General features: G+C 59.0%; 21 protein-coding genes. 12 read left to right on the top strand and 9 right to left on the bottom strand.

The window, feature by feature from the left end; translation table 11 throughout:
* Positions 1 to 689: 689 nt before the first annotated feature.
* The 4 genes from HNR46_RS09550 to HNR46_RS09535 all read left to right on the top strand — a co-directional run bounded on the left by HNR46_RS09550 (position 690) and on the right by HNR46_RS09535 (position 4,808).
* Entirely contained in the window at positions 690 to 1,634 is a 945-nt protein-coding gene (locus HNR46_RS09550; RefSeq protein WP_184018160.1) for a tyrosine-type recombinase/integrase, read from the top strand.
* Positions 1,635 to 2,421: 787 nt separating this feature from the next.
* A complete protein-coding gene (locus HNR46_RS09545; protein WP_221285100.1) occupies positions 2,422 to 2,685 on the top strand; it encodes a hypothetical protein in 264 nt (87 codons plus the stop codon).
* A gap of 26 nt (positions 2,686 to 2,711) precedes the next feature.
* Positions 2,712 to 3,515, top strand: coding sequence for a TatD family hydrolase (locus HNR46_RS09540; protein ID WP_184018158.1), 804 nt, complete (start codon positions 2,712 to 2,714; stop codon positions 3,513 to 3,515).
* Positions 3,516 to 3,566: 51 nt separating this feature from the next.
* Complete coding sequence (locus HNR46_RS09535) at positions 3,567 to 4,808, top strand: class I SAM-dependent RNA methyltransferase (RefSeq protein ID WP_184018156.1); 1,242 nt, start codon at positions 3,567 to 3,569, stop codon at positions 4,806 to 4,808.
* Between the two features lie 142 nt (positions 4,809 to 4,950).
* Here HNR46_RS09535 and HNR46_RS09530 read toward each other — a convergent pair whose 3' ends face one another.
* Positions 4,951 to 5,205, bottom strand: a complete 255-nt coding sequence (locus HNR46_RS09530) for a DUF167 domain-containing protein (RefSeq protein WP_425491690.1) — start codon at positions 5,203 to 5,205, stop codon at positions 4,951 to 4,953.
* A gap of 83 nt (positions 5,206 to 5,288) precedes the next feature.
* On the opposite strand from HNR46_RS09530, the gene truA reads away from it, so the two are divergent.
* Both truA and HNR46_RS09520 read left to right on the top strand, forming a co-directional pair.
* A complete protein-coding gene (gene truA / locus HNR46_RS09525; RefSeq protein ID WP_184018152.1) occupies positions 5,289 to 6,074 on the top strand; it encodes a tRNA pseudouridine(38-40) synthase TruA in 786 nt (261 codons plus the stop codon).
* A 67-nt stretch (positions 6,075 to 6,141) separates the two neighbouring features.
* Positions 6,142 to 6,615: a tetratricopeptide repeat protein gene (locus HNR46_RS09520; RefSeq protein WP_184018150.1), complete on the top strand. Its 474-nt coding sequence runs from the start codon at positions 6,142 to 6,144 to the stop codon at positions 6,613 to 6,615.
* Between the two features lie 20 nt (positions 6,616 to 6,635).
* Here HNR46_RS09520 and HNR46_RS09515 read toward each other — a convergent pair whose 3' ends face one another.
* The 4 genes from HNR46_RS09515 to HNR46_RS09500 all read right to left on the bottom strand — a co-directional run bounded on the left by HNR46_RS09515 (position 6,636) and on the right by HNR46_RS09500 (position 10,545).
* Positions 6,636 to 7,202 (bottom strand): anthranilate synthase component II, encoded by a 567-nt coding sequence (locus HNR46_RS09515; protein ID WP_184018148.1) that lies wholly within the window; start codon positions 7,200 to 7,202, stop codon positions 6,636 to 6,638.
* A 20-nt stretch (positions 7,203 to 7,222) separates the two neighbouring features.
* Positions 7,223 to 8,719 carry an anthranilate synthase component I gene (gene trpE, locus HNR46_RS09510; protein WP_184018146.1) on the bottom strand — a complete coding sequence of 499 codons (1,497 nt, stop codon included), beginning with the start codon at positions 8,717 to 8,719 and terminating at the stop codon, positions 7,223 to 7,225.
* A gap of 58 nt (positions 8,720 to 8,777) precedes the next feature.
* On the bottom strand, positions 8,778 to 9,938 hold the full coding sequence (gene nagA, locus HNR46_RS09505) for an N-acetylglucosamine-6-phosphate deacetylase (RefSeq protein ID WP_184018144.1): 1,161 nt from the start codon (positions 9,936 to 9,938) through the stop codon (positions 8,778 to 8,780).
* A gap of 136 nt (positions 9,939 to 10,074) precedes the next feature.
* Positions 10,075 to 10,545: a PEP-CTERM sorting domain-containing protein gene (locus HNR46_RS09500; RefSeq protein WP_184018142.1), complete on the bottom strand. Its 471-nt coding sequence runs from the start codon at positions 10,543 to 10,545 to the stop codon at positions 10,075 to 10,077.
* Positions 10,546 to 10,840: 295 nt separating this feature from the next.
* Between HNR46_RS09500 and HNR46_RS09495 the strand changes: the two genes are divergently transcribed.
* From HNR46_RS09495 to HNR46_RS09485, 3 genes are all read left to right on the top strand, one after another.
* Positions 10,841 to 11,503, top strand: a complete 663-nt coding sequence (locus HNR46_RS09495) for a TPM domain-containing protein (protein WP_221285099.1) — start codon at positions 10,841 to 10,843, stop codon at positions 11,501 to 11,503.
* Positions 11,504 to 11,571: 68 nt separating this feature from the next.
* Entirely contained in the window at positions 11,572 to 12,381 is an 810-nt protein-coding gene (locus tag HNR46_RS09490; protein ID WP_184018139.1) for a TPM domain-containing protein, read from the top strand.
* Positions 12,378 to 13,163: a hypothetical protein gene (locus tag HNR46_RS09485; RefSeq protein ID WP_184018137.1), complete on the top strand. Its 786-nt coding sequence runs from the start codon at positions 12,378 to 12,380 to the stop codon at positions 13,161 to 13,163. The genes HNR46_RS09490 and HNR46_RS09485 overlap by 4 nt, the downstream gene beginning before the upstream one ends.
* Before the next feature lie 11 nt (positions 13,164 to 13,174).
* Here the strand turns inward: HNR46_RS09485 and pgsA are convergent, their stop codons facing one another.
* The gene (pgsA, locus tag HNR46_RS09480; protein ID WP_184018135.1) at positions 13,175 to 13,762 is read right to left on the bottom strand and encodes a CDP-diacylglycerol--glycerol-3-phosphate 3-phosphatidyltransferase; all 588 of its coding nucleotides are present in this window, start codon (positions 13,760 to 13,762) and stop codon (positions 13,175 to 13,177) included.
* Positions 13,763 to 13,864: 102 nt separating this feature from the next.
* Here pgsA and gnd point away from each other — a divergent pair, with 102 nt between their 5' ends.
* Positions 13,865 to 15,298: a decarboxylating NADP(+)-dependent phosphogluconate dehydrogenase gene (gene gnd / locus HNR46_RS09475; protein WP_184018133.1), complete on the top strand. Its 1,434-nt coding sequence runs from the start codon at positions 13,865 to 13,867 to the stop codon at positions 15,296 to 15,298.
* A 68-nt stretch (positions 15,299 to 15,366) separates the two neighbouring features.
* On the opposite strand, the gene HNR46_RS09470 is transcribed toward gnd, so the two are convergent.
* A complete protein-coding gene (locus HNR46_RS09470; protein WP_184018132.1) occupies positions 15,367 to 15,756 on the bottom strand; it encodes an NINE protein in 390 nt (129 codons plus the stop codon).
* Between the two features lie 100 nt (positions 15,757 to 15,856).
* Here HNR46_RS09470 and HNR46_RS09465 point away from each other — a divergent pair, with 100 nt between their 5' ends.
* Both HNR46_RS09465 and HNR46_RS09460 read left to right on the top strand, forming a co-directional pair.
* Positions 15,857 to 16,213, top strand: coding sequence for a Dabb family protein (locus HNR46_RS09465; protein ID WP_184018130.1), 357 nt, complete (start codon positions 15,857 to 15,859; stop codon positions 16,211 to 16,213).
* 2 nt (positions 16,214 to 16,215) lie between these two features.
* Entirely contained in the window at positions 16,216 to 17,205 is a 990-nt protein-coding gene (locus tag HNR46_RS09460) for an MBL fold metallo-hydrolase (protein ID WP_184018128.1), read from the top strand.
* A 57-nt stretch (positions 17,206 to 17,262) separates the two neighbouring features.
* Here HNR46_RS09460 and typA read toward each other — a convergent pair whose 3' ends face one another.
* Complete coding sequence (gene typA / locus HNR46_RS09455) at positions 17,263 to 19,086, bottom strand: translational GTPase TypA (protein WP_184018126.1); 1,824 nt, start codon at positions 19,084 to 19,086, stop codon at positions 17,263 to 17,265.
* A gap of 97 nt (positions 19,087 to 19,183) precedes the next feature.
* Positions 19,184 to 20,152: an NAD(P)/FAD-dependent oxidoreductase gene (locus tag HNR46_RS09450; RefSeq protein WP_184018124.1), complete on the bottom strand. Its 969-nt coding sequence runs from the start codon at positions 20,150 to 20,152 to the stop codon at positions 19,184 to 19,186.
* Between the last annotated feature and the right edge of the window lie 67 nt (positions 20,153 to 20,219).

Genomic DNA, 20,219 nt, shown 5'->3' with positions numbered 1-20,219 from the left:
AGAGAAGGAGGGATGCCCGGGAAACCCACCGGGGGGGAGCGACCGGACCACCCGGACATCCAAAGGATCAAGACCATGACACTCCGAAGGCACCGCGGCGGCCCGGACGCGAAGGAGGGAGGAAAGGTGGCAGTGAATCGTCCGAGGAACGCGGGAGAAAACTCGGCTGGCAGGTGAGCACGCCCCAATCCTCCGGGTACCCCTACCCAGAGTGCAGAAGTGCGCCTGCCAGCCGATCACCCTTCCCTGCGCTGTCCCGGCGCAGGGAAAATGTCGGTGCTTCCCGTTCACCAATGAAAATGCGTCGCAGCTGCCATGGGAGCGGTGCCCATGCGGAGGGAAGGCGTCGGCGTCGACCCATCGCGCAGAGAAGTCATCTGCAGCAAAACTTGCCATATCTGCATACTCGGATGCTGGATATGCCGATTTGCGGTACCCTAAACTTTCCGTTTTTGCATATTTCGTCACCTTTATCGGCATCCGATCGCCATACTGACAGAATCGCCCAAACGGAGAGTGGACATCGCCACCTCTCGTTAGGCAGAATTCGATCTTGGCTTGGATTTTCAACGACATGAGTGATCGCAACGTCTTCTTTTTGACCACGGAACTTGGATTCCGTGGTTTGATCTATCTCCAACCCGCCCCCCACTCACCCATGCACCCGAACTCCAACCGTCCCAAAAAAGATGTATCATGGATCCTGTCTAACCGATGAAACACATGCGCCGTCCCTTCACTCCGATCGATTCACTAAGGCCTTCCGCTCCTATGCCCGAGCCGCAGGATACGGTGATGAGACCATTCGAACCTACTTCCTCTGGATCGACCGCTTTCGTGCCTCCGGCCACTCCGGAAAGCAGGGGGGCGAGAAGGATTTCCTTCAAGATTACGCCCTGACTCGGAAGCTCTCACCCTCCAGTCAGATCCAAGGGCGAGCCGCGCTCGAATTGCTGTGCCGCTTCCTCGATCGCCCCAAACCCGATTGGGGAGTCAACCTTCGGCGTCAGCCAATGCGCCTTCCGCGGATCTGCAGTCAGAACGAAATCAGTCGCATCCTCGATTCCCTTGACTGCGAGTACCGGTTGATTGCGGGGCTGCTTTACGGCTGCGGGCTCCGGATCAGCGAGGCCGTGTCCTTGCGTCTTGAGGACTTTGATTTGGAAAAGGGCATTCTTTACGTTCGCAAGGCCAAGGGACGTAGAAGCCGCAATCTCCCCTTGGCTCACCGGATCCTCAAAGATCTGCGCGCGACGGCCGCCCGTGCCCAAGCGGAATGGAGCGACCTCGTCCATCAGGACGATTGGGTGGGCGTGCGCGCCGATGGCTCCAAGCGGATGTCCGATTTTTGGCTTTTCCCGGGGCGTCGCCGGAAAAACGAACTCCATCCCCATCGGCACAAGGCCACTTTTCAGCATGCGATTGGGGAAGTCATTCGTGACCTAGGTCTCGCCAGTGGAGTGGCCAGCCATAGCTTGCGACATTCCTTCGCCACCCACCATCTCGAGGCGGGCACCGATGTTCGCACTATTCAAGAACTCCTCGGGCATCGAAGCATCGCCACCACCATGGTCTACACCCACGTTTCGCCGACCCATTTGCTCTCGGTAAAGAGCCCTTTTGACTCCCTTTGAGAGAACTCGACCGAGTTTTCAATTTCCAGGCCGGGCGGCACTGACCGCCTGGCCTTCTCCCCAAAAGTTCCCCACGGCTACCCGCCGCGCGCCTCGACTTCTCCTCGATGGGAGACGATCGATCGCGATCGCTTCCCCAGCGGAGCTTGCCAGATCCCTCCCGGATCGAGAACGGCTGAGTTCTCTCCGGTGCCCGAAATGAGAGCGGGGTACCGCCCATCGACCCTGTCTGGACCGTATTCTTCGGGTCCGCCGAGGTGAAGGCGGCGGCCCCTATCAGCCATGGCGCCTCCTGGTGACGTCCCACGAAGTCAAAACGACTTCGTAGGCCCATTCGCGACTTTCAAATCCGATGCGAACTTTTTGAACTTTTCGCTCAACCCCAAGGATTTGCAGGCATTCGTCACGTGAACGCAAAATTTTCACCTTGACGAAAGATCTTACTCTTGACCAGCTTTGGCCAGTTTCTCGCCACGGAATCCAAGTTCCGTGGCTTTTTTCGATCCCTGTGGCCTCGTAAAACGCAGCAGCTCTTACGCAAAGGCAATCCCATTTTTATGCAGAAACGGCAAATTACGGGAGAGCACGCAGGTTATTGAGACTGAATCTCGAATTATTGCGGATTTCGGGCCGATGCCATTGGCAAGGCCTGTGGGAGGAATGCGTGAGAGGTCTTTCTGAGGCGACGGAGAGTCTCGTCTGATTTTGCGAATCTGCCTGAAAACACGAACGAGTGGGGGTGGATTTCGCATTGGGCATCGGGTGCTCTCCGGTTCAGAGTTTTCTCATGCTTACGAAGCGCGAGATCCTCGACCTCCATTTCATGGACGCCCGCTGCAAGTTGATTGATCTTGCGGCCTTCCTCGACCGGATCGAAAGGCACGACGGCGAGACGGATTTTCGCTTAGAGGCCCTCAAAAAGGCTCTGCCACTGATTCTCTCGCCCGAACCTGGGAGGGCGAAGGCGGTCCTCGAAGCCCTCTCCGACACCAGTTCGGAACCGATGGAAGCCGCCACCCTCCAGGGAGCCTTTGGGGCACCTCGGTCCTGATCCTCTACCCCTGACCCATCTTTCCGATGCGATACATCGAGCCCCACGCCCACATGGTCAGCCGCACAACGGATGACTACCAAAAACTTGCCCTGGCAGGATGCGAAGCGATCTGCGAGCCAGCCTTTTGGGCCGGATTTGACCGTTCCTCTCCTCAAGGATTCTTCGACTACTACCGCCAGCTCACGGATTACGAGCCGAAGCGTGCCGCAAAGTTCGGAATCCCTCATTTCTGCTGGCTATGCATCAATCCGAAGGAGGCAGAAGACGCAGGTTTCGCCCGCGAGGTGATGTCCTTGTTGCCGGAGTTCTTGGAAAAACCCACCGTCTTGGGAATCGGAGAGATCGGTCTCAACAAGAACACCCGAAACGAGCTGGCGATCTTTTGTGAACACGTCCAACTCGCGGCGGATCGGAATTTGCCGATCCTGATTCACACTCCCCACTTGGAGGACAAGCTGAAGGGCACTCGTTTGATTCTGGATGCCCTCGCCGATTTCCCTTCACTCGACCGTCAGAAGGTCATCGTCGATCATGTTGAAGAGCATACGGTGGGCCTCGTGCTTGATGCCGGGTACTGGGCAGGGATGACGCTCTACCCGGAGAGCAAATGCACTCCCGATCGGGCGATCGATATTTTGGAAACCGCAGAAAGTGAGCGGCTGTGGTTGAATTCCGCGTGCGACTGGGGAGTATCCGACCCTTTGGCCGTCGCAAAATGCGGGCTTGCCATGAAACGCCGCGGGCACGATGCCGCGGCAGTCGACCGGGTGCTCTTTGAGAATCCCCGGCGATTCCTCGAGCAATGCCCGAATTTCAAGCTTCCGTAAATGGGAGATTGGAACGACGGATCTCCACTCGTTTCCACGCCGATTTCGAAGATGCCGCGCCCACCCAAGAAATTTCATGCCCATCCTTTTGAGTATCACGAGGAATTGGTGCTCACCATCGAGTCCCTGACCAATCTCGGAGATGGAATCGCTCGAGTCGATCTCCCCGATCAGGAAGGCGAAGGATGGGTGGTTTTCGTTCCCTTCACCTTGCCCGGGGAAAAGGTCCGGGCGCGGATTTTCCGAAACGATAAGAACCACTCCCGTGCCGACCTGATCAAAGTGATCGAGCCATCCGAGGATCGGGCCACTCCTGGCTGTCCGCTATTCGGAGCATGTGGCGGTTGCCAGTACCAGCACCTTGCCTACCCGGCCCAACTTGCGTGGAAAACTCGCCAAGTGGGTGAGCTCCTTGAGCACATGGCAGGCATCCATCATTCGGTGGAACCCTGCCACCCTTCGCCCCAAATTTGGGGCTACCGATCCAAGATCACACCGCATTTCGCCAAACCTCGCCAAGGGGTGATCGATGCCATTGGCTTCCTGCCCAATGCCCGCCGTTCAGGGCAAATGGATGTGCCCCATTGCCCCATTGCGATGGCTGAGATCAATGCCGCCCTTCCCTCCGTCCGGGAAGATGTCCGGCGCAGGGCAAAAACCTACAAGCGAGGCGCCACGCTCCTGCTTCGCGCGGTCGAAGGACGAGTGGAAACGAATCCCAATGCGATCGCCACCGAACGAGTCGGTGAGCTCTCCTTCGATTTCCTCGCTGGCGATTTTTTCCAGAACAACCCTTTCATTCTCCCGGACTTCACGGGCTACGCTGCAGCAGAGGCTCGCAAGGGAGAGATGCGATTTTTGGTCGACGCTTATTGCGGCTCCGGACTTTTCGCACTGACCCTCGCTCCCCATTTCGAGCAGGTGGCGGGCGTGGAAGTGAGCGAGACCTCCGCGGACTGGGCCCGCCGCAATGCGCTACAGAATGGCATTTCCAATGCGACCTTCTTGACCGCTTCTGCCGAAGCTATCTTTGAAGGGATCGCATTCCCTGCCGAGAAAACGGCGGTGCTGATCGACCCCCCTCGCAAAGGGTGCTCGGAAGAGTTTCTTGCCCAACTGATCGCATTTGGTCCGGAACGAGTGGTCTACGTCTCGTGCAATCCCGCAACGCAAGTGCGGGATCTTGGCCGCCTCCAAGAAGGAGGCTATGGTCTCGAAAAGGTCCAGCCCTTCGACCTTTTCCCACACACGCGGCACTTGGAATGTGTGATGACTCTGGTGAAAACTCACTGACTCTCACCACGGTAGCCCGTGAGAGAAAGCGCTCCTCCCCCCAAGCTCACTGGCAGGCTCGAGGGTGGGCGCGTGGCCTCCCGTCCGCCGTGCGATGAAAGCGAGGGTTTTCGCGCGCCCTTCCGAGAATCGCCCCGCCACTTCAGCTCTCCTCTAAGACTCCATCTGGAATCTCGAAGGTTTTGATTCGACTCGTCCCGCCCTTCTCCAATCGCACCTTGGAGCGCGACACACCAAGCCACGACGCCAGAAACTTCTCCAACGCATCATTGGCCTTCCCTTCGACAGGTGGTGCCGCGATCCGCACCCGAAGCACTCGACCTCCCAGAGCATCCTCTTCCCAACCCACGATCTCGCTTTTCCGCGCATGGGGAGTCGCTTTGATCCTGAGCTTCACGGACATCCTCTAGCAGAAAAATTTCTCCCCGACGCCACCTTTCGAGTTTTTCCTCGATCCCATCCGTGCTTTGAAAAATCGCCGTGAGCTTGAGCAAAGTCCTCCTTCACCTCGCCTATGACGGTGCTGCCTACGACGGATGGCAGTCGCAACCCAGCGGCCGTGGAGTGCAAGATCAAGTCGAGAACGCCCTCACGCAGATCTTCCAACAAAAGCTCCGCCTTGAAGGAGCGAGCCGAACGGACGCAGGGGTGCATGCCCACGCCATGCCCGCGCACTTCGAGATCGGCGAGGGAGCGCGAATGCCCCCCCTCCGGCAACTCCCGCTCGCCCTGAATCGCTTTCTTCCTGAGGATGTGCGCGTGGTTTCTGCCCAAGCAATCCCCTCCACGTTTCACGCCCGATTTGATGCCGTAGGAAAAACCTATGCCTACCGGATCTGGAATCACCCAGCGATGCACCCGCTCCATCGGCACTACGCGTGGCATATTCCGACTCCCCTCAATGTCTCGGCCATGCGGAAGGCCGCGAAACTTTTGGTGGGAACTCACGATTTTTTCGCCTTCACCGTGACCTGTCCCGGTGAGCTCAAAGATTCCGTTCGCACCTTGCATCGTTGTGAAATTCTGGATGCCACTCCCGAGCTTCAGATCCTCATTGAGGGCTCCTCGTTTCTCTACAAAATGGGACGAGCTCTGGCAGGACTCCTGGTTCAAGTCGGTCAGGGAAAACGACTTCCTGAAGAAATTCCTTTGCTCTTTGAGGGGGCTCGACCCTCCCCAGACCAGCGATCAGGGGTGATTGCGCCTGCTCACGGTCTTGCCCTGCTTGAGGTGAATTACCCTTTCCCCATCGGGGCCGTTGCATGAATGGCATCGATCGCGGACCCCAAACGAGGGTTTGCTCCCGCTTGCGACTTCTCTTAAACTGGTAGGGATGGACTTCGTCAGCACCCTGACCTCCGCCCTCGGATGGCTGGAACTCGGGTCTCCCGAGGAGGCACTCCGGGAACTGTCCCTGCTCGACGCGCGACAACGAATGCGGCGCCAAGCCCTCGAATTGAAGCTCGTGGCCGAGATGAAAGCCGGCCATTGGAACGCCGGGGCCGACACGGGTCGCCTGCTGTGTCTCCGCGAACCTGGAGAGCCTCGATTTTTCATCCACGCAGCCTACTGCCTCCATGAAACGGGCGACACCGCCGCCGCTCGCAATTGGCTCATGACCGGTCCCACCTCCCTCATCAAGGATCCACTTTTTCACTACAACATCGCCTGCTACCACGCCGTGCTCGGCGAAAAAGGTCCGGCGCGCTCGCACCTGCAACGGGCTTTCCAGATGAACAGTCAGCTCCGCCAGTTGGCAGAGAAAGACGAAGACCTGGCCACCCTTGGGGAGCTCCCCAAAGAGTAGGCCAGAGAAAGCGTCCCCACTCAGGAGAACTCGAGGAAGTTCTGAAGCATGGTTTTGCCATGCTCAGTCAGAATCGATTCCGGATGAAATTGCACTCCATGGACGGGCAACTGTTTGTGCCGTAGCCCCATGATTTCACCCTCTGCTGTCCAGGCGGTGATTTCCAAACAGTCCGGCAGCGTCTCCCTCTTCACGATGAGAGAGTGGTATCGAGTCGCTTCGAATGGACTCGGAAGCCCCGCAAAGACACTTTTGCCCTCGTGGAGGATCGGCGAAGTCTTTCCATGCATCAAGCGTTCGGCCCGAATCACATCGCCGCCGTAGACCTGACCGATCGACTGGTGACCCAGACACACTCCAAGGATCGGCAGCTCTTGGCCGAACTCGCGAATCACGTCGAGCGAGACCCCGGCTTCATTCGGAGTGCAAGGTCCGGGAGAAATGCAAATCCGGGTAGGCTTCATCTCACGGATCTCGTCCACGGAGGCGTCGTCGTTGCGGATAATTTTCATCTCCACCCCGAGTTCGCCGAAATACTGGACGAGGTTGTAGGTGAAGGAATCGTAGTTATCGATGACCAATAGCATCGTCGTTCACGGTTCGAGGTTCACTCCAGGGTCTGAGCCAGGGCAATGGCCCGTAGCGTCCCCTTCGCCTTGTTCACGGTTTCGTTGTATTCGTACGTCGGATCCGAGTCGGCCACCACCCCTGCCCCTGCCTGGACATAGGCCTGTCCGTCTTTGAGCAGGCAAGTCCGCAGCGTGATGCAGGAATCAAGGGAGCCATCAAAGCCGAACCAACCGACAGCACCCGCATAGGCACAACGCTTGTTCTTCTCGAGTTCATCGAGGATCTGCATCGCCCGAATCTTCGGTGCCCCCGACACGGTTCCCGCTGGAAAAGTCGCACGCAACACATCGTAGGCACTGTGCTCAGGAGACAAGGCCCCCGTCACGTTCGAGACGATGTGCATCACGTGGCTGTAGCGCTCGATGATCATGAAATCGTCGACTTTGACACTACCATGTCGCGCGATCCGGCCGACATCGTTGCGGGCCAAGTCGACCAACATCAGGTGCTCCGCCCGCTCCTTGGGATCCGCCAACAAGTCCGCGGCCAATGCGTCGTCTTCTTGCACCGTCTTGCCTCTCCATCGCGTCCCGGCGATCGGTCGGATATCGATTCTACCGGCCACCGACCGAACATGGACTTCAGGCGAGCTGCCGACCAAGGCGAAATCGTCCAACTCCAGTACGAACATGTAAGGAGATGGGTTCACATGCCGCAGGGCTCGGTAGAGATCGACCGGCGAGCGCCCGAAAGGCGTCTTGAATCGCTGACTGGGGACGAATTGGAACACATCGCCTGCCGCGACATACTCCTTCCCACGCCGCACCATGTCTTCATATTCCGCTTGGGTCGTGTTGCTTTCGGCATCGACCGGTGCCACTTGAGCGAGGCCATTCAAAGCGGGGACATGAAGCGGCCGGGCGAGCATCTCGACCATCGCAGCAATCTTCTCCCGTGCTGCCACATAGGCGGCTTCGGGGTCTTCGTGCTCATCCAAAAGGGCATTCGCGATCACCAAGATGCGATGCAGCTTTTGGTCAAAAACAATCAACGTGTCCGCGAGCACAAACACGGCATCGGGAATCCCGAGAGCATCAGGAGGCGTGTGGCACACCGTCGGCTCAAACTGGCGCACCGCATCGTAGGCGAGATACCCGACCAACCCTCCGCAGAACGGGGGCAGGCTTCCATGCAGAACGGGGCGATAGGGTTCCATATGCCGCTGCAAAGCGGCCAGAACATCGTCCTCCACAGTTTCCGTGGATTGCCGATCCCCTTCTCGAATCGTGATCTCCTTGCCCCGCGCCTCAATGACCCGACGGGGGCCGCTGCCCAAGATCGACCATCGCCCACTTTTATCCGTGCTTTCAGCACTTTCCAAAAGGAACGAATGCCGTCCATCGCGCACCTTGAGATACGCGGACAGCGGCGTTTCGAAATCCGCAGCCAACTGGGTAAAAACGGGGACAACATTGCCCCGGCCGGCCAGTTGGGCGAATTCCTCGAACGACGGCTCGATCGGAATACGATTCACTTCGCGGCGGAGTGTGGCCGGGAAGCGGCCGGGTGCAAGCCTCCGACGATAAAGAACTTCACCTCACTTCGCCGCCCACCAGCGACTTCCAGACAGAAAAATCGTCGTTGAGAATCGCCAAATCCGCATGGAATCCCGGCTCCAGCTTCCCCAAGCCCTCCCAACCCAGCGAACGGGCTTGGTTCCATGACGTCATCGCCACCCATGTGTGCCATGGCTTCTGCAGCAAAGCATGAAGGAACCGAACACCTTCGTGGTATTTCAAGATCGAGCCCGCCAAGGCGCCATTTTCTTTCAACCTCGCGACACGCCCGTCCAGCACGACCTCAAGCCCGCCGAGCATCGCCTCCCCCCGATCCAACCACGATCCCGCCATCGAATCGGTCACCAACATCAACCGCTCCACTCCCACCAAATGGATCACCAACTTGAGCATCTCCGGACTCAAGTGGATGCCGTCAGCAATCAATTCGAGGTTCAACTGATCATCCATCAGTCCCGCCCCCACGACTCCAATCTCTCGATGATGAAGAGGCGTCATGGCATTGCCAAAATGGGTGAGATGCCGAAGACCCACCTCTCGAGCCGCTGTCGTTTCCGCAAAACTCGCTGCCGTATGCGCTGCGGAGCAAACGATCCCCTGAGCAGACGCCCAACGAATCAATTCCAAAGCACCCGGCAGTTCCGGAGCGAGGGAAAGGATGCTCACTGGGCAAATTTTCCGCAGAGCTTCCAACTCGTCCCGGTCGGGGTCCCGAACCCATTGGGGATTCTGAGCCCCCACTTTCTCCCGTGATAGAAAGGGTCCTTCGACGTGAAGACCCGGACAGCGAGTGAAATCGGGTTGATCGCGGTAGGCCGCCACGGCCGCAGCGATACGACACAGTTGCTCCCGTGGCAGCGTCAGAGTGGTGGGCAACCAAGTGGTCACGCCCTCCTCCAGCTTGCGGCGGGCGATGTGGCGAATCGCCTCGACGTCCGCATCGGCCACATCCGATCCATCAGCACCGTGGGCATGAAGGTCGATGAACCCCGGCACCACGGTTCTCCCATCAAGGTCCCACTCACGGCCGGAAAAGCCCGTGGGTCGATTTTCTCCGCACGCGACGATCCGCCCGTCCTTGATCAGGAGGCCCCCCGCTTCGCATTCGAATCCCGGCGAAACCAATCGGGCATTGTGGATCCAAAGTTCGATGCCGGACGCTAAGCCTGTGAACATCCCCTTCGCAACCCCGGCCCGATCTCGATTTCCGAGAACCTTCAAACGGCGCCCCTTCTCAAAAAAACACCCGAAGCTTCGGCGATAACTCCAAAGCTCCGGGTGAGGACGCGTTCAACCAATGATGCGACGTGGATTAACGTCGACGACGGACCAAGAGACCCAATCCACCCAGCATCCCAAGCAAAGCGGAACTCGGCTCGGGAACGGTGGCGTTGAAAGTCATGGAAGCGATTCCCGCACCGTTTGTTCCCGTCTGAGAACTCACGAGATAGGTGTTCGCTCCGGTTTGCAGAATGGTCGGGTAGGCCTCACCTGGGCTCAAACCCGCGAGATTGAACGAGACATCGGTCGCGGTGGAGCCAAGAAAGCTCACCGTGACAAATTCGCCGGCGTCCAGCTGCAGCGCGGAAGTACCCAAGGTCGTGCCAACCTCCAGGACGGTGCCATAACCGGCAACGAACTGAACATCGCCATAACCCGGAACCGAGACGGTGAGGTCCGGCGGGAGGGTATCTCCAACGTTGCTGGCGAAATCCAGCGAGAACGCGCCGGCAGGAAGCACCAGCGCACCAACTAGGCCCAAGAGGGCTGCTTTCGTTTTCATGGGGGTGGGGGAGAATGCTTGGTGGAATCGATCCCGCGAATCCCAAGTGCTCGCGAAGACCTCACCAAACAGACGGACGCCATATGAATCCCCTGACTCTCAACGGTCAATGAAAATTCTTTAGAGAACTGAAACGCTTGCTATTCGGTAGCATTTGATAGAAGTCTTTTCCCACTCCCCCCTTTTTCTCCCCGATCGCCTCCATGAAGGCACCCACCCCAGGAGGTCGGTGGTGGCTATTTCCCCCCACGAAATGCTATGGAGGAGGGGTCTTCCGAACGATCCTTCCTTAGCCGTGGCCCTCCGACACCCCCATCCCGAAAGAGAGCGTTTCTTCAAAGCACGACGGATTCGCGTGTCAGCCTGCTTCTGCCCCGCCTGTGGCCACCGCCTCGATGGTTTTGAAGACTTCCAGTGCCCCTCCTGCCAGTTCACAGGTTCGGACTCCCTTCGTTGGTTCCCCTTTCAAGCGCCCGCATTGGAGAGGATTTCTGACCACACGCATCGCCTGACGCGTTCCGAGTATCAAAAAATCGATTCCGCCATCACCGCCTTCGAGCGCAAATTCCCGCAATTCGCCCTCGCATTCGTCTCAGTTGATCTTCCTCCAAACACCTCCCTGCGGGTATTTGCGTTCTGGCTGCTCAACGCATCACCCTGCGCCGACTCCCACGCCGAGGCGAGGCGTTCTTGGACGATCCTTCTGGTCGCCTCCACTTCTGGTGAATGGGCGCTGGCTCCCGGCTACTCTGCTGAGGCTTGGCTGGATGCCCGCGATTGGCAGACCCTCCTCACTCGCGTCGAGAACCTTTCGAATCAAAAATCGCTGGCCCACGCCGTCGTCGGCTTCACTCGCGACTGCCGAACGTGCCTTCAGGAAGCCTGGCTCAAAACGCAAAAACGCCTGAGTTCCAGATCGGCACGCCGCTCAAAAAACACCGCCGGCCCTCCCCCTTGAGTGGGCACCTTCACCGCCCATCTGAATCCATCCACCGCTCCCTCCTCGCAGCTCGAAATCTCCAACAAGTGCTCCCCCCTTTGGTTTCATCGATTGCCCTCCGGTTCTGCGCCCTCAGCCTAGCCCTCTTCATCGGAATGGTGACAGCAGGGGAGGCAGCCGACGCGTCCCCACCGAATTTCCCTGACCAACGCCCCGCTGAAAGCATCTATGATCCCGCGGGGCTGCTAGGGGCACCAGCTCGGACCCGGCTCGCGGAAAACCTCCGCAAACTCCGCGATACCGGCGTGCTCGATATGGTGGTCGTTCTCCTCCCTGCCAGCTTGCAAAACGATCCGGTGGAGGTCGCCACTGAACTCGCCAATCGCTGGGGAGATTCCGATGGCCGTGCCGTGATTCTCTACCTCCATGGGCAGCCACAATCTCCATGGATCGCGATCACTGGAAGAATCCGCAACACCATCCCTTCGGACTTCCTCGACGCCATCGCCCTCAAAGCACGCCAACAGGGCAGCCGCGCCATCGATCCGGAAATGGCCGTGGTCGACGCCGTCGATACCCTGGCCAATGAAATCCGCCTCCTCCAGGGGCAGTCGCGCGGAGGAAAGATTGTCGAAGTCGAGAAGCGCGTCCCTTTTTCGGCCAAGGAAAACCTCTTATTCCTCGCTAAGAAACTTCCTCTATTCGCCGCCTTTGCCCTGGCTCTGATCGCCTTACTGGCGGCGATCTGCGCGGCCCTCTGGCGAGCGATCCGATGGCTCAAACTCAGCGGCCCGCTGCGCTTTCCGGGGCTCATCTGCGAATCCCGCCTCGGCGCACCCCACGGCGCTTCAGCTTTCTCCGCCAAGCCCAAAGCCTCTCGAACCTCTCCCCCATGAAAAACGCCATCCTCATTCCCGTTGCCGCCGCCTTTTCGATCAGTCTTTGCCAATGCAAAAAGGCGACCGAAATCGCCGCGGATTCGCCCCCATCCGATACCGCGGACCTTCGTCAGGATCCGCTCTACCAAGCCGACCTGCCGTTACTGGCACCTCAAATCGGCGATGTTTGGAAATACCACGTCACGGTTCTCAACCCCAAGGACGCTCGCACAGGCCAACCCGTGCGAGCCGAATTCGAGCGCACCCGCACCTATATCGGCGAAATCAGTGTTGGAGATGATTCCTTCCAGGCTTTCGAAGTTCAATCGGGCACCTCTCCCATCGTCCGAGAACTGGTCCACATCACCGACGACCGAATCCTCATTGCCGGGCAGGGCCGTCGCGGCCCGAACGGGGAAACCCTTCAGCCCGTGCTACTGGAAAAGCCCGTTCCTTTCTTCAACGCCGGACTCCATGGCGGGGAAGGCAGCCCCGTCACGGTCTTCGCCGACGACGAGAGCCTGTGGCGCTCCACTCGCGCCATTGGCCGCGAAACGCTGACGGTGCCCGCCGGGACCTTCACCCAGGCCGTGCGCCTCCAAATGCTGGGGCAGGATCAAGAGATCTCCCTACAGCGCACCTATTGGTTCGCACCGGGCTGTGGCATCCTCAAGGAAGACACGCTGCGGGAGTCCAAGGGAGTGACCCTTTTCCGCGAAACCCAAGAACTCACCGAACTCCCAGCATCCCTCCGCAATCGCATGGATCCCGCTCCCGCCATGCCGGCCACCAGCCCGTAACCCCCTCCCCTTCAGGCTTTGCCTTTCAACAAACCTCGCGCATTCCAAACGTAGTTCGCGCCGGAAATGACCGTCAGCGCCAAAGAAATCCACAGCGCTACGGGCATCAGCCATCCCCGAGGATCGGCCAACTTCCAAAGGCCCTCCGCCACCATGCCGCGAACTTCCATCTGCGAAAACGACTCCCACACCAATGCCGTGATCACAAAAGTCAGTTGGAAAGTCGTCTTCCATTTCCCCAATCGGTCCGCCGCCAGCACCTGCCCGGCTTCCACCGCGATTTGCCGGAGCCCCGTCACCAGAAACTCCCGGCCGATGATCACCGCCGTCACCCATACGGGTGCGTGGCCGAGCTTCGACATGAACACAAATGCCGAACACACCAGAATCTTGTCCGCCAGCGGATCCAGCAACTTCCCGAGCGGAGTGACCAAATTCAGCTTCCGCGCCAAATAGCCATCCAGCCAATCCGTCGCCGCGGCCACCGAAAATGCGATCAGTGCCGTCAAATACCCCGGAAAGCCCGGAAAGCTCATCGCGGCAACAAAAACCGCGGTCAGGACCAAGCGTGAAGAGGTGATCGCATTAGGGAGATTCACAGCCCGACTGTGGGGAATGCATACCTGTATGGCAACTAGGGGTTGCGTGAACCTTTCGCCTTCCTTACAGGGTCCCTGCTCCTCACCTGAGCCTCCACCAACATGAGCAACAGTGACTTCGGCCTCATCGGCCTGGCCGTCATGGGCCAGAACCTCGTCCTGAACGTGGAATCCCGTGGATTCCAGGTCTCCGTTTACAACCGCACGACCTCCGTCACCGACGCATTCGTCGCCGAGCATCCCGACAAGAAAATCGTTGGGACGCAGACCCTTGAGGAGTTCGTACAATCCCTGGCAACACCCCGCAAGATCATGATCATGGTCAAGGCGGGTGGCCCTGTGGACGCGGTGATCGAGTCCCTGATCCCACTTCTCGACAAGGACGACATCATCATCGACGGCGGCAATTCTCTCTACACCGATACCGAGCGCCGCGACGAATGGTGCACCAAGGAAGGCCTTCGTTTCATCGGCGCCGGCGTTTCTGGTGGCGAAGAAGGCGCTCGCAAGGGCCCATCCATCATGCCCGGCGGACCTGCCAGCACCTGGGAAGTGATGAAGCCCATCTTCGAAAGCATCGCCGCTAAAGTCGACGGCGTGCCTTGCGTGACCCACATCGGCCCCGGTGGCGCAGGCCACTTCGTCAAGATGGTCCACAACGGCATCGAGTACGGCGACATGCAGCTGATCTGCGAAGCCTACAACATTTTCAAAGCGGCTGGCTTCTCCAATGAAGAGCTCGCCGACATCTTCGCCGACTGGAATGCCGGCGATTTGGAGTCCTTCCTGATCGAAATCACGGCGAACATCTTCAAGCAGAAGGATCCCGAAACCGGAAAAGCCATCGTCGACCTGATCGTCGACAAGGCCGGCCAAAAAGGCACTGGCCGCTGGACCGTGATGGGTGCCGTCGAACAATCCGTTCCGCTTTCGACCATCGCCTCCTCGGTGGAAGCCCGCATTCTTTCCTCGATGCGCGACCAACGCCTCGCCGCTTCCCAGATCCTCAGCGGCCCCTCCAACACCGAGTTCTCGCTCGGCGATTTGACCAAGGAAGAGCTCGTTGGCATGGTGCGGGACGCACTCTACGCTTCGAAGATCGTGTCCTATGCCCAGGGCCTCGACCTCATCACTGCGGTTGGCAAAGACAAAGGCTGGGATCTGGACCTCGGTGCGATCGCCCGCATCTGGCGCGGCGGCTGCATCATCCGTGCAAAGTTCCTCAACCGCATCACCGAAGCCTACGAAGGCGACGAGAAGCCCACCAACCTGATGTTGGCACCGTTCTTCACCCAAGTCCTCACCGACGCCCAACAGAACTGGCGCAAAGTCGTCGCTCTGGCCTGCCTCAATGGCATTCCGGTGCCGTCGTTCGCCGGCTCCCTGGCCTACTACGACAGCTACCGTGCCGAGCGCCTGCCAGCAAACCTGCTGCAAGCCCAGCGCGACTTCTTTGGTGCTCACACCTACGAGCGCCTCGACAAGCCGGAAGGTGAGTTCTTCCACACGGAAGACTGGCCGGAGCTCATCAGCTGAACCAGATCCCCATTTCAAAAAGGCGGGCCCCCTCAGGGAGCCCGCCTTTTTTGCGTTCTGAAGTTCGGTTACCGTCGACGGTTCACCTCGTCGACCTGTTCGTTCAGAGTCAGATAGTCATAAACGTATCCCACCCCACAAAGTCCGGCCGTCAACAACCAGAGCAATCCGGTCCCAATCTTGCCCATGTAGAAGCGATGGATCCCAAAGGGCCCGAGGAAGGTCTGAAGAATCCAGGCGAGCGAGTAGTCGATGTGACCTGCCTGGTATTTGACCGCCGCTTGCCGATCCATCGATGGGATCAGGAACAGGTCGACGATCCATCCGATCAGGAACAGCCCACCGGTAAACAACCAGATCGTGCCTGTGATCTTACGCCCATAGTAGAATCGATGGGCACCTATGAACCCGAAGATCCACAAGAGGTAACCGATGGTCTTACTGTGCGTCTTTTGCATGACGCCATGCTCTCCGGATTCCAGAATTTCGCCATGGGAATTCCGGGTGACGTTTGGAACCTGAAATGACCCCGCCCTCCGCTCCGTAGTGGGCAAATCCATGAAAACCATCATCCTCGCACTACTCATGACCACCCTCAGCTCCTTCGCCAATGGCGAGCTTCGCCATCTCGTCTTCTTCAAGTTCAACGACGCCGCTACCCCTGAGAAAATTGCGATCGTCGAGAAGGCCTTTGCCGAACTCCCCTCCAAAATTGATACCGTGACCGGTTTCGAGTGGGGCACCAATGTCAGCCAGGAACAAAAGGACAAGGGCTTCACCCACGCCTTTCAGCTCAGCTTCAAGGATCAAGCAGGCCTCGATGCCTACCTCCCCCATCCCGCTCACAAGGCCTTCGTCACCAAACTCGATGGGATCATCGACGACGTCTTTGTGTTCGACTACATCGCCCAATAATCATGCCTGCTCTGGACCGCCGCACTTTTCTCGGCAGCTCGCTGGCCGCAGTCGCCGCGGGCTTCGGAAGCTCCGCTCGCGCGGTGGCAGCCGAGGTCCCGGGCTCCGGGGTTCGTCCTTTCGTCTACCCCTTCCGCATCGGAGACGCCCAAGCTTGGTCGATATCCGATGCCAACTTGATGCTGGGTGAAGGTCTCGACTTGATGTGGCCGCAGGAAGACCACGATCGCATGCGAGAGCTTTTGGCCACCTACGGCGAACCTGCCGGCCCCTTGCCACTCTACGTCAATGTGCTGGTCGTTCGCCACGGGAAGGAAACCATCCTCTTCGACGCCGGATTCGGCGCGGGCGGCAATCCTCAGCTCGGCTGGCTGATGGCGGGTCTCCAGGAAATCGGCGTGGCTCCCGAGGACATCACCGCCGGATTCTTGAGCCACGCCCATGCCGATCACCTCAATGGTTTCGTTGCCGACGGCAAGCCGGCTTTCCCCCGTGCAACCTTTCACCTTCTACCCGAAGAATTGGCCTTTTGGCAGGGGGAGCACCCGGACTTTTCCAAGTCGAAGCGCGATCCCCGCCCCCTCCCAGGAATGGTGGAAGAAGTCCGCCGCAACTTCGCCATCCTGGCGCCTCACACCCGGACCGTGAAGGATGGAGAAACCCTCCTCGATGGCTTGGTGACCGTTCACGCCGCGCCCGGGCATACCGACGGCCACGCTTGCTATCGCATCCGATCCGGAAACGACGAGCTTCTCCACCTCATGGACCTCGCCCATCATCACTTGCTGATGTTTGCCGATCCGGAATGGACGATCGCGTTCGATCACGATCCCCAGACGGCTGTCGTCACTCGCAAACGCTTCTGGGCGGAAGCCGCCAAAAACCGCACCCGTTGCTACGGCTTTCACCTGCCTTGGCCCGGCCTGGGCCACATCGTTCAGGAGAAACCCGGCTACCATTGGCAGGCCGAGCCGTGGCGCTGGCTGACCTAAGGTTCCGCTTACCCCACAAAAAAGGGCGGCTCACGAGAGCCGCCCTTTGAAAAAACCTTAAGCCTTCGCCGCTTTGGCCATCCGCTTGCGCTCGTTGGGATCGAGGATCCGCTTGCGCAGGCGCAGGTGATTCGGAGTCGCTTCCACCAGTTCGTCCTGCTCGATGTATTCGATGGCTCGCTCGAGAGAGAAGTCCTTCGGTGGGCTCAACTTGCCACTCTTGTCCTTGCCGGAGGAACGCATGTTATCGAGGTGCTTTTCCTTCACCGGATTGACGATGAGATCCTCGGCCCGGGGGTTTTCGCCCACCAGCATGCCCGTGTAAACTTCCTCGCCGGGACCGACAAAGAGCACACCACGATCTTCCAATGCTTGCAGCGAGTAGGTCGTCGTCAGGCCCTTTTCCATCGAAACCAAGGTGCCGGTGATGCGGGTGACGATGTCGCCAGCATGCGGTCCGTATTCCTTGAAAAGGTGGCTCATGATGCCGTGACCCGAGGTCAGGTTCACCAACTCGGTTTCGAAACCAATCAATCCCCGAGTCGGGATGTTGGCCTGAATCAGGGTCCGGCCACTGGCTTCCGTTTCCATGTGCTCCAGCAATCCCTTGCGGTTTGCCAGACCCTTGAGAATGCCCTGAGTGTATTCATCCGGGGCTTCAACGTAGAGCGTTTCGAACGGCTCCTGAAGTTGTCCGCCTTCATCGCGGCGCATGATCACCGTAGGGCGTGAAACCAGCAGCTCGTATCCCTCGCGACGCATGGTTTCCACCAACACCGCGATCTGCATCGCGCCCCGGGCGGAAACATTGAACACGCCCGAAAGATCCGTGTCTTCCACGGCAATCGAGATGTTGGTCTTCAACTCACGCATCAAGCGGTCGCGAATGGCACGCGAAGTCACGTGTTTGCCATCTTTGCCAGCGAGCGGGCCATCGTTGATCGAAAACTGCATTTGCACGGTCGGCGGATCGATCGCCACGAACGGCAGCGCCTCAATCTCCGCGTAACCTCCGAGGGTGTCGCCAATGTCGATGTCCTCAATGCCCGCGGCGATGCCGACGATGGTGCCAGCGGTGCCCCCTTCGGAGTCGTGAGTCGCCAGACCCGAGTAGGAAAAGGTCTTCATCACCTTCGACTGCTTTTTGGTGCCGTCCTTGCGCACCAGCCAGACGTTGTCGCCCTTCTTGACCGAGCCGCCGAGCACTTTGCCGATGGCCACACGACCCACGTAGTCATCCCAGTCGATGTTCGAAACGAGCATCGAGAACGGGGCTTCGGGATCCGCATCCGGCTCGGGGATATACTCGACGATTTTCTTGAGGAGAGGGGTGCAGTCGACGCGGTCGCCTTCCGGCGAATCCATGAAGTAACCATCACGAGCCGAGCCGTAGAGGAACGGAGCTTCGAATTGGTCTTCGGTGGCGTCGAGATCCAGGAACAGCTCCAGCACCAAGTCGTGAACCTTCTCAGGAGTGGAAAGAGGGCGGTCGATCTTGTTGACCACCACGATCGGCTTCAGTCCCTGCTGGAGGGCTTTGCGCAGCACAAAGCGAGTTTGGGCTTGGGGACCACCCGTGGCATCGACCACCAACAGCACACCATCCACCATCTTCATCACCCGTTCCACTTCGGCGCCGAAGTCGGCGTGGCCAGGAGTATCGACGATGTTGATCGTGTAACCTTCCCAGTGAATGGCCGTGTTCTTGGCCTTGATGGTGATGCCTTTTTCCCGCTCAAGGTCCATCGAGTCCATCGCCCGTTCTTGCTTCTCCTGGTTTTCGCGGTAGGTGCCGCCGGCCTGCAAGAGTTGGTCGACCAGGGTGGTCTTCCCGTGGTCAACGTGGGCGATAATGGCGAGATTTCGGATCTTCAAAGACATGGCGGCGGCGCAATTGCGGCGGCCCTATGGACGGAATCTCCGGCCATGGCAAGCCCGGAGGCGCGCCGGGGTGTTTCACAGCCCCAACCCTCCCTCCTTATCCTGCCCGCTCCAGCCACTTCCCCACATCCAACTCCGCGTCCAACTCAGTGCCATCCACGAGGGCTTCGACCAACCGCCTCGCCACCCCAGGAGCATACAGAGAACCCTTCGAGCCAAGCCCATTGAACACCCAGACATCCCCCATCCGACCAATCAACGGCATGCTGCGACGCACAATCGGACGGATCCCCGCTTCGTGGGCGACCACCTCAAAATCTCTCACTCCCAAATGCCGCAAGATTTCCTCCACACGCGCACGACCCGCTGCGGTCGGTCGACCATCGAGCTGATCCCATTCGTAGGTGGCGCCCGCCTTGAAGAAATCGTCACCGAGAGGCACCAGCCACCCGCCTCCGCCGATCCGAATGCCTTTTTCCTGCCGATCCGGAATCCTTACGGTCAGGATTTCGCCCTTCGCGCAGCGATGTTCCCCGAATCGACCCTGCAGCAAATCAAAGGCCCCACCACAATGCACCTGCCATGACGCAGGCCCGGCATCGGCCCCCTCTGCAAAGACCCGTTCCGTGGCCTCACAAAATGCGCGGGTATCGACTCTTCCCCCACCCTTGAGGGTCACCCGAGCCCTCCATCCCTCCACATGCTCTTCGACCGTCTCCACCCACCTCGCCACTTCAGGGAGCTCAAGCTTGGCGGCCGCTTTCGGCCATTCCTTTTCGGACACCCATCGAACCACCGGCTGCGGGAACCAATACCTCTCTCCGGTTTCCTCCCCGATCTTTTCAAAGAATGCCACCGCCTCCGGCAAAAACTCAGCAATCCGCCAGCTCGGCTCATAGTTTTTGCCCGTCACCGGATTCACCAGTCCCGCCGCGACCCTTGATGCCGCGCCTGATCGATGATCGTCCGTCCATCGGACAGCGACACCCCGCGCCCTCATCTGCCAGGCCAAGCAGCAACCGGCCAGGCCCATCCCCGTGATCTCCACCCCATTCGTCATGGGCATGGATGTAGTTCGCTGAAACGCCTCCGGCAGCACGAAACACCAAAATCCCATCCCCGAGCCCCTTTTT

Origin of the sequence: Haloferula luteola (genome assembly GCF_014201715.1) — a bacterium.
GTDB classification, from domain to species: domain Bacteria; phylum Verrucomicrobiota; class Verrucomicrobiia; order Verrucomicrobiales; family Akkermansiaceae; genus Haloferula; species Haloferula luteola.
The sequence above is the reverse complement of the archived record's forward strand: the minus strand, read 5'-3'. Positions and strand labels throughout refer to the sequence as shown.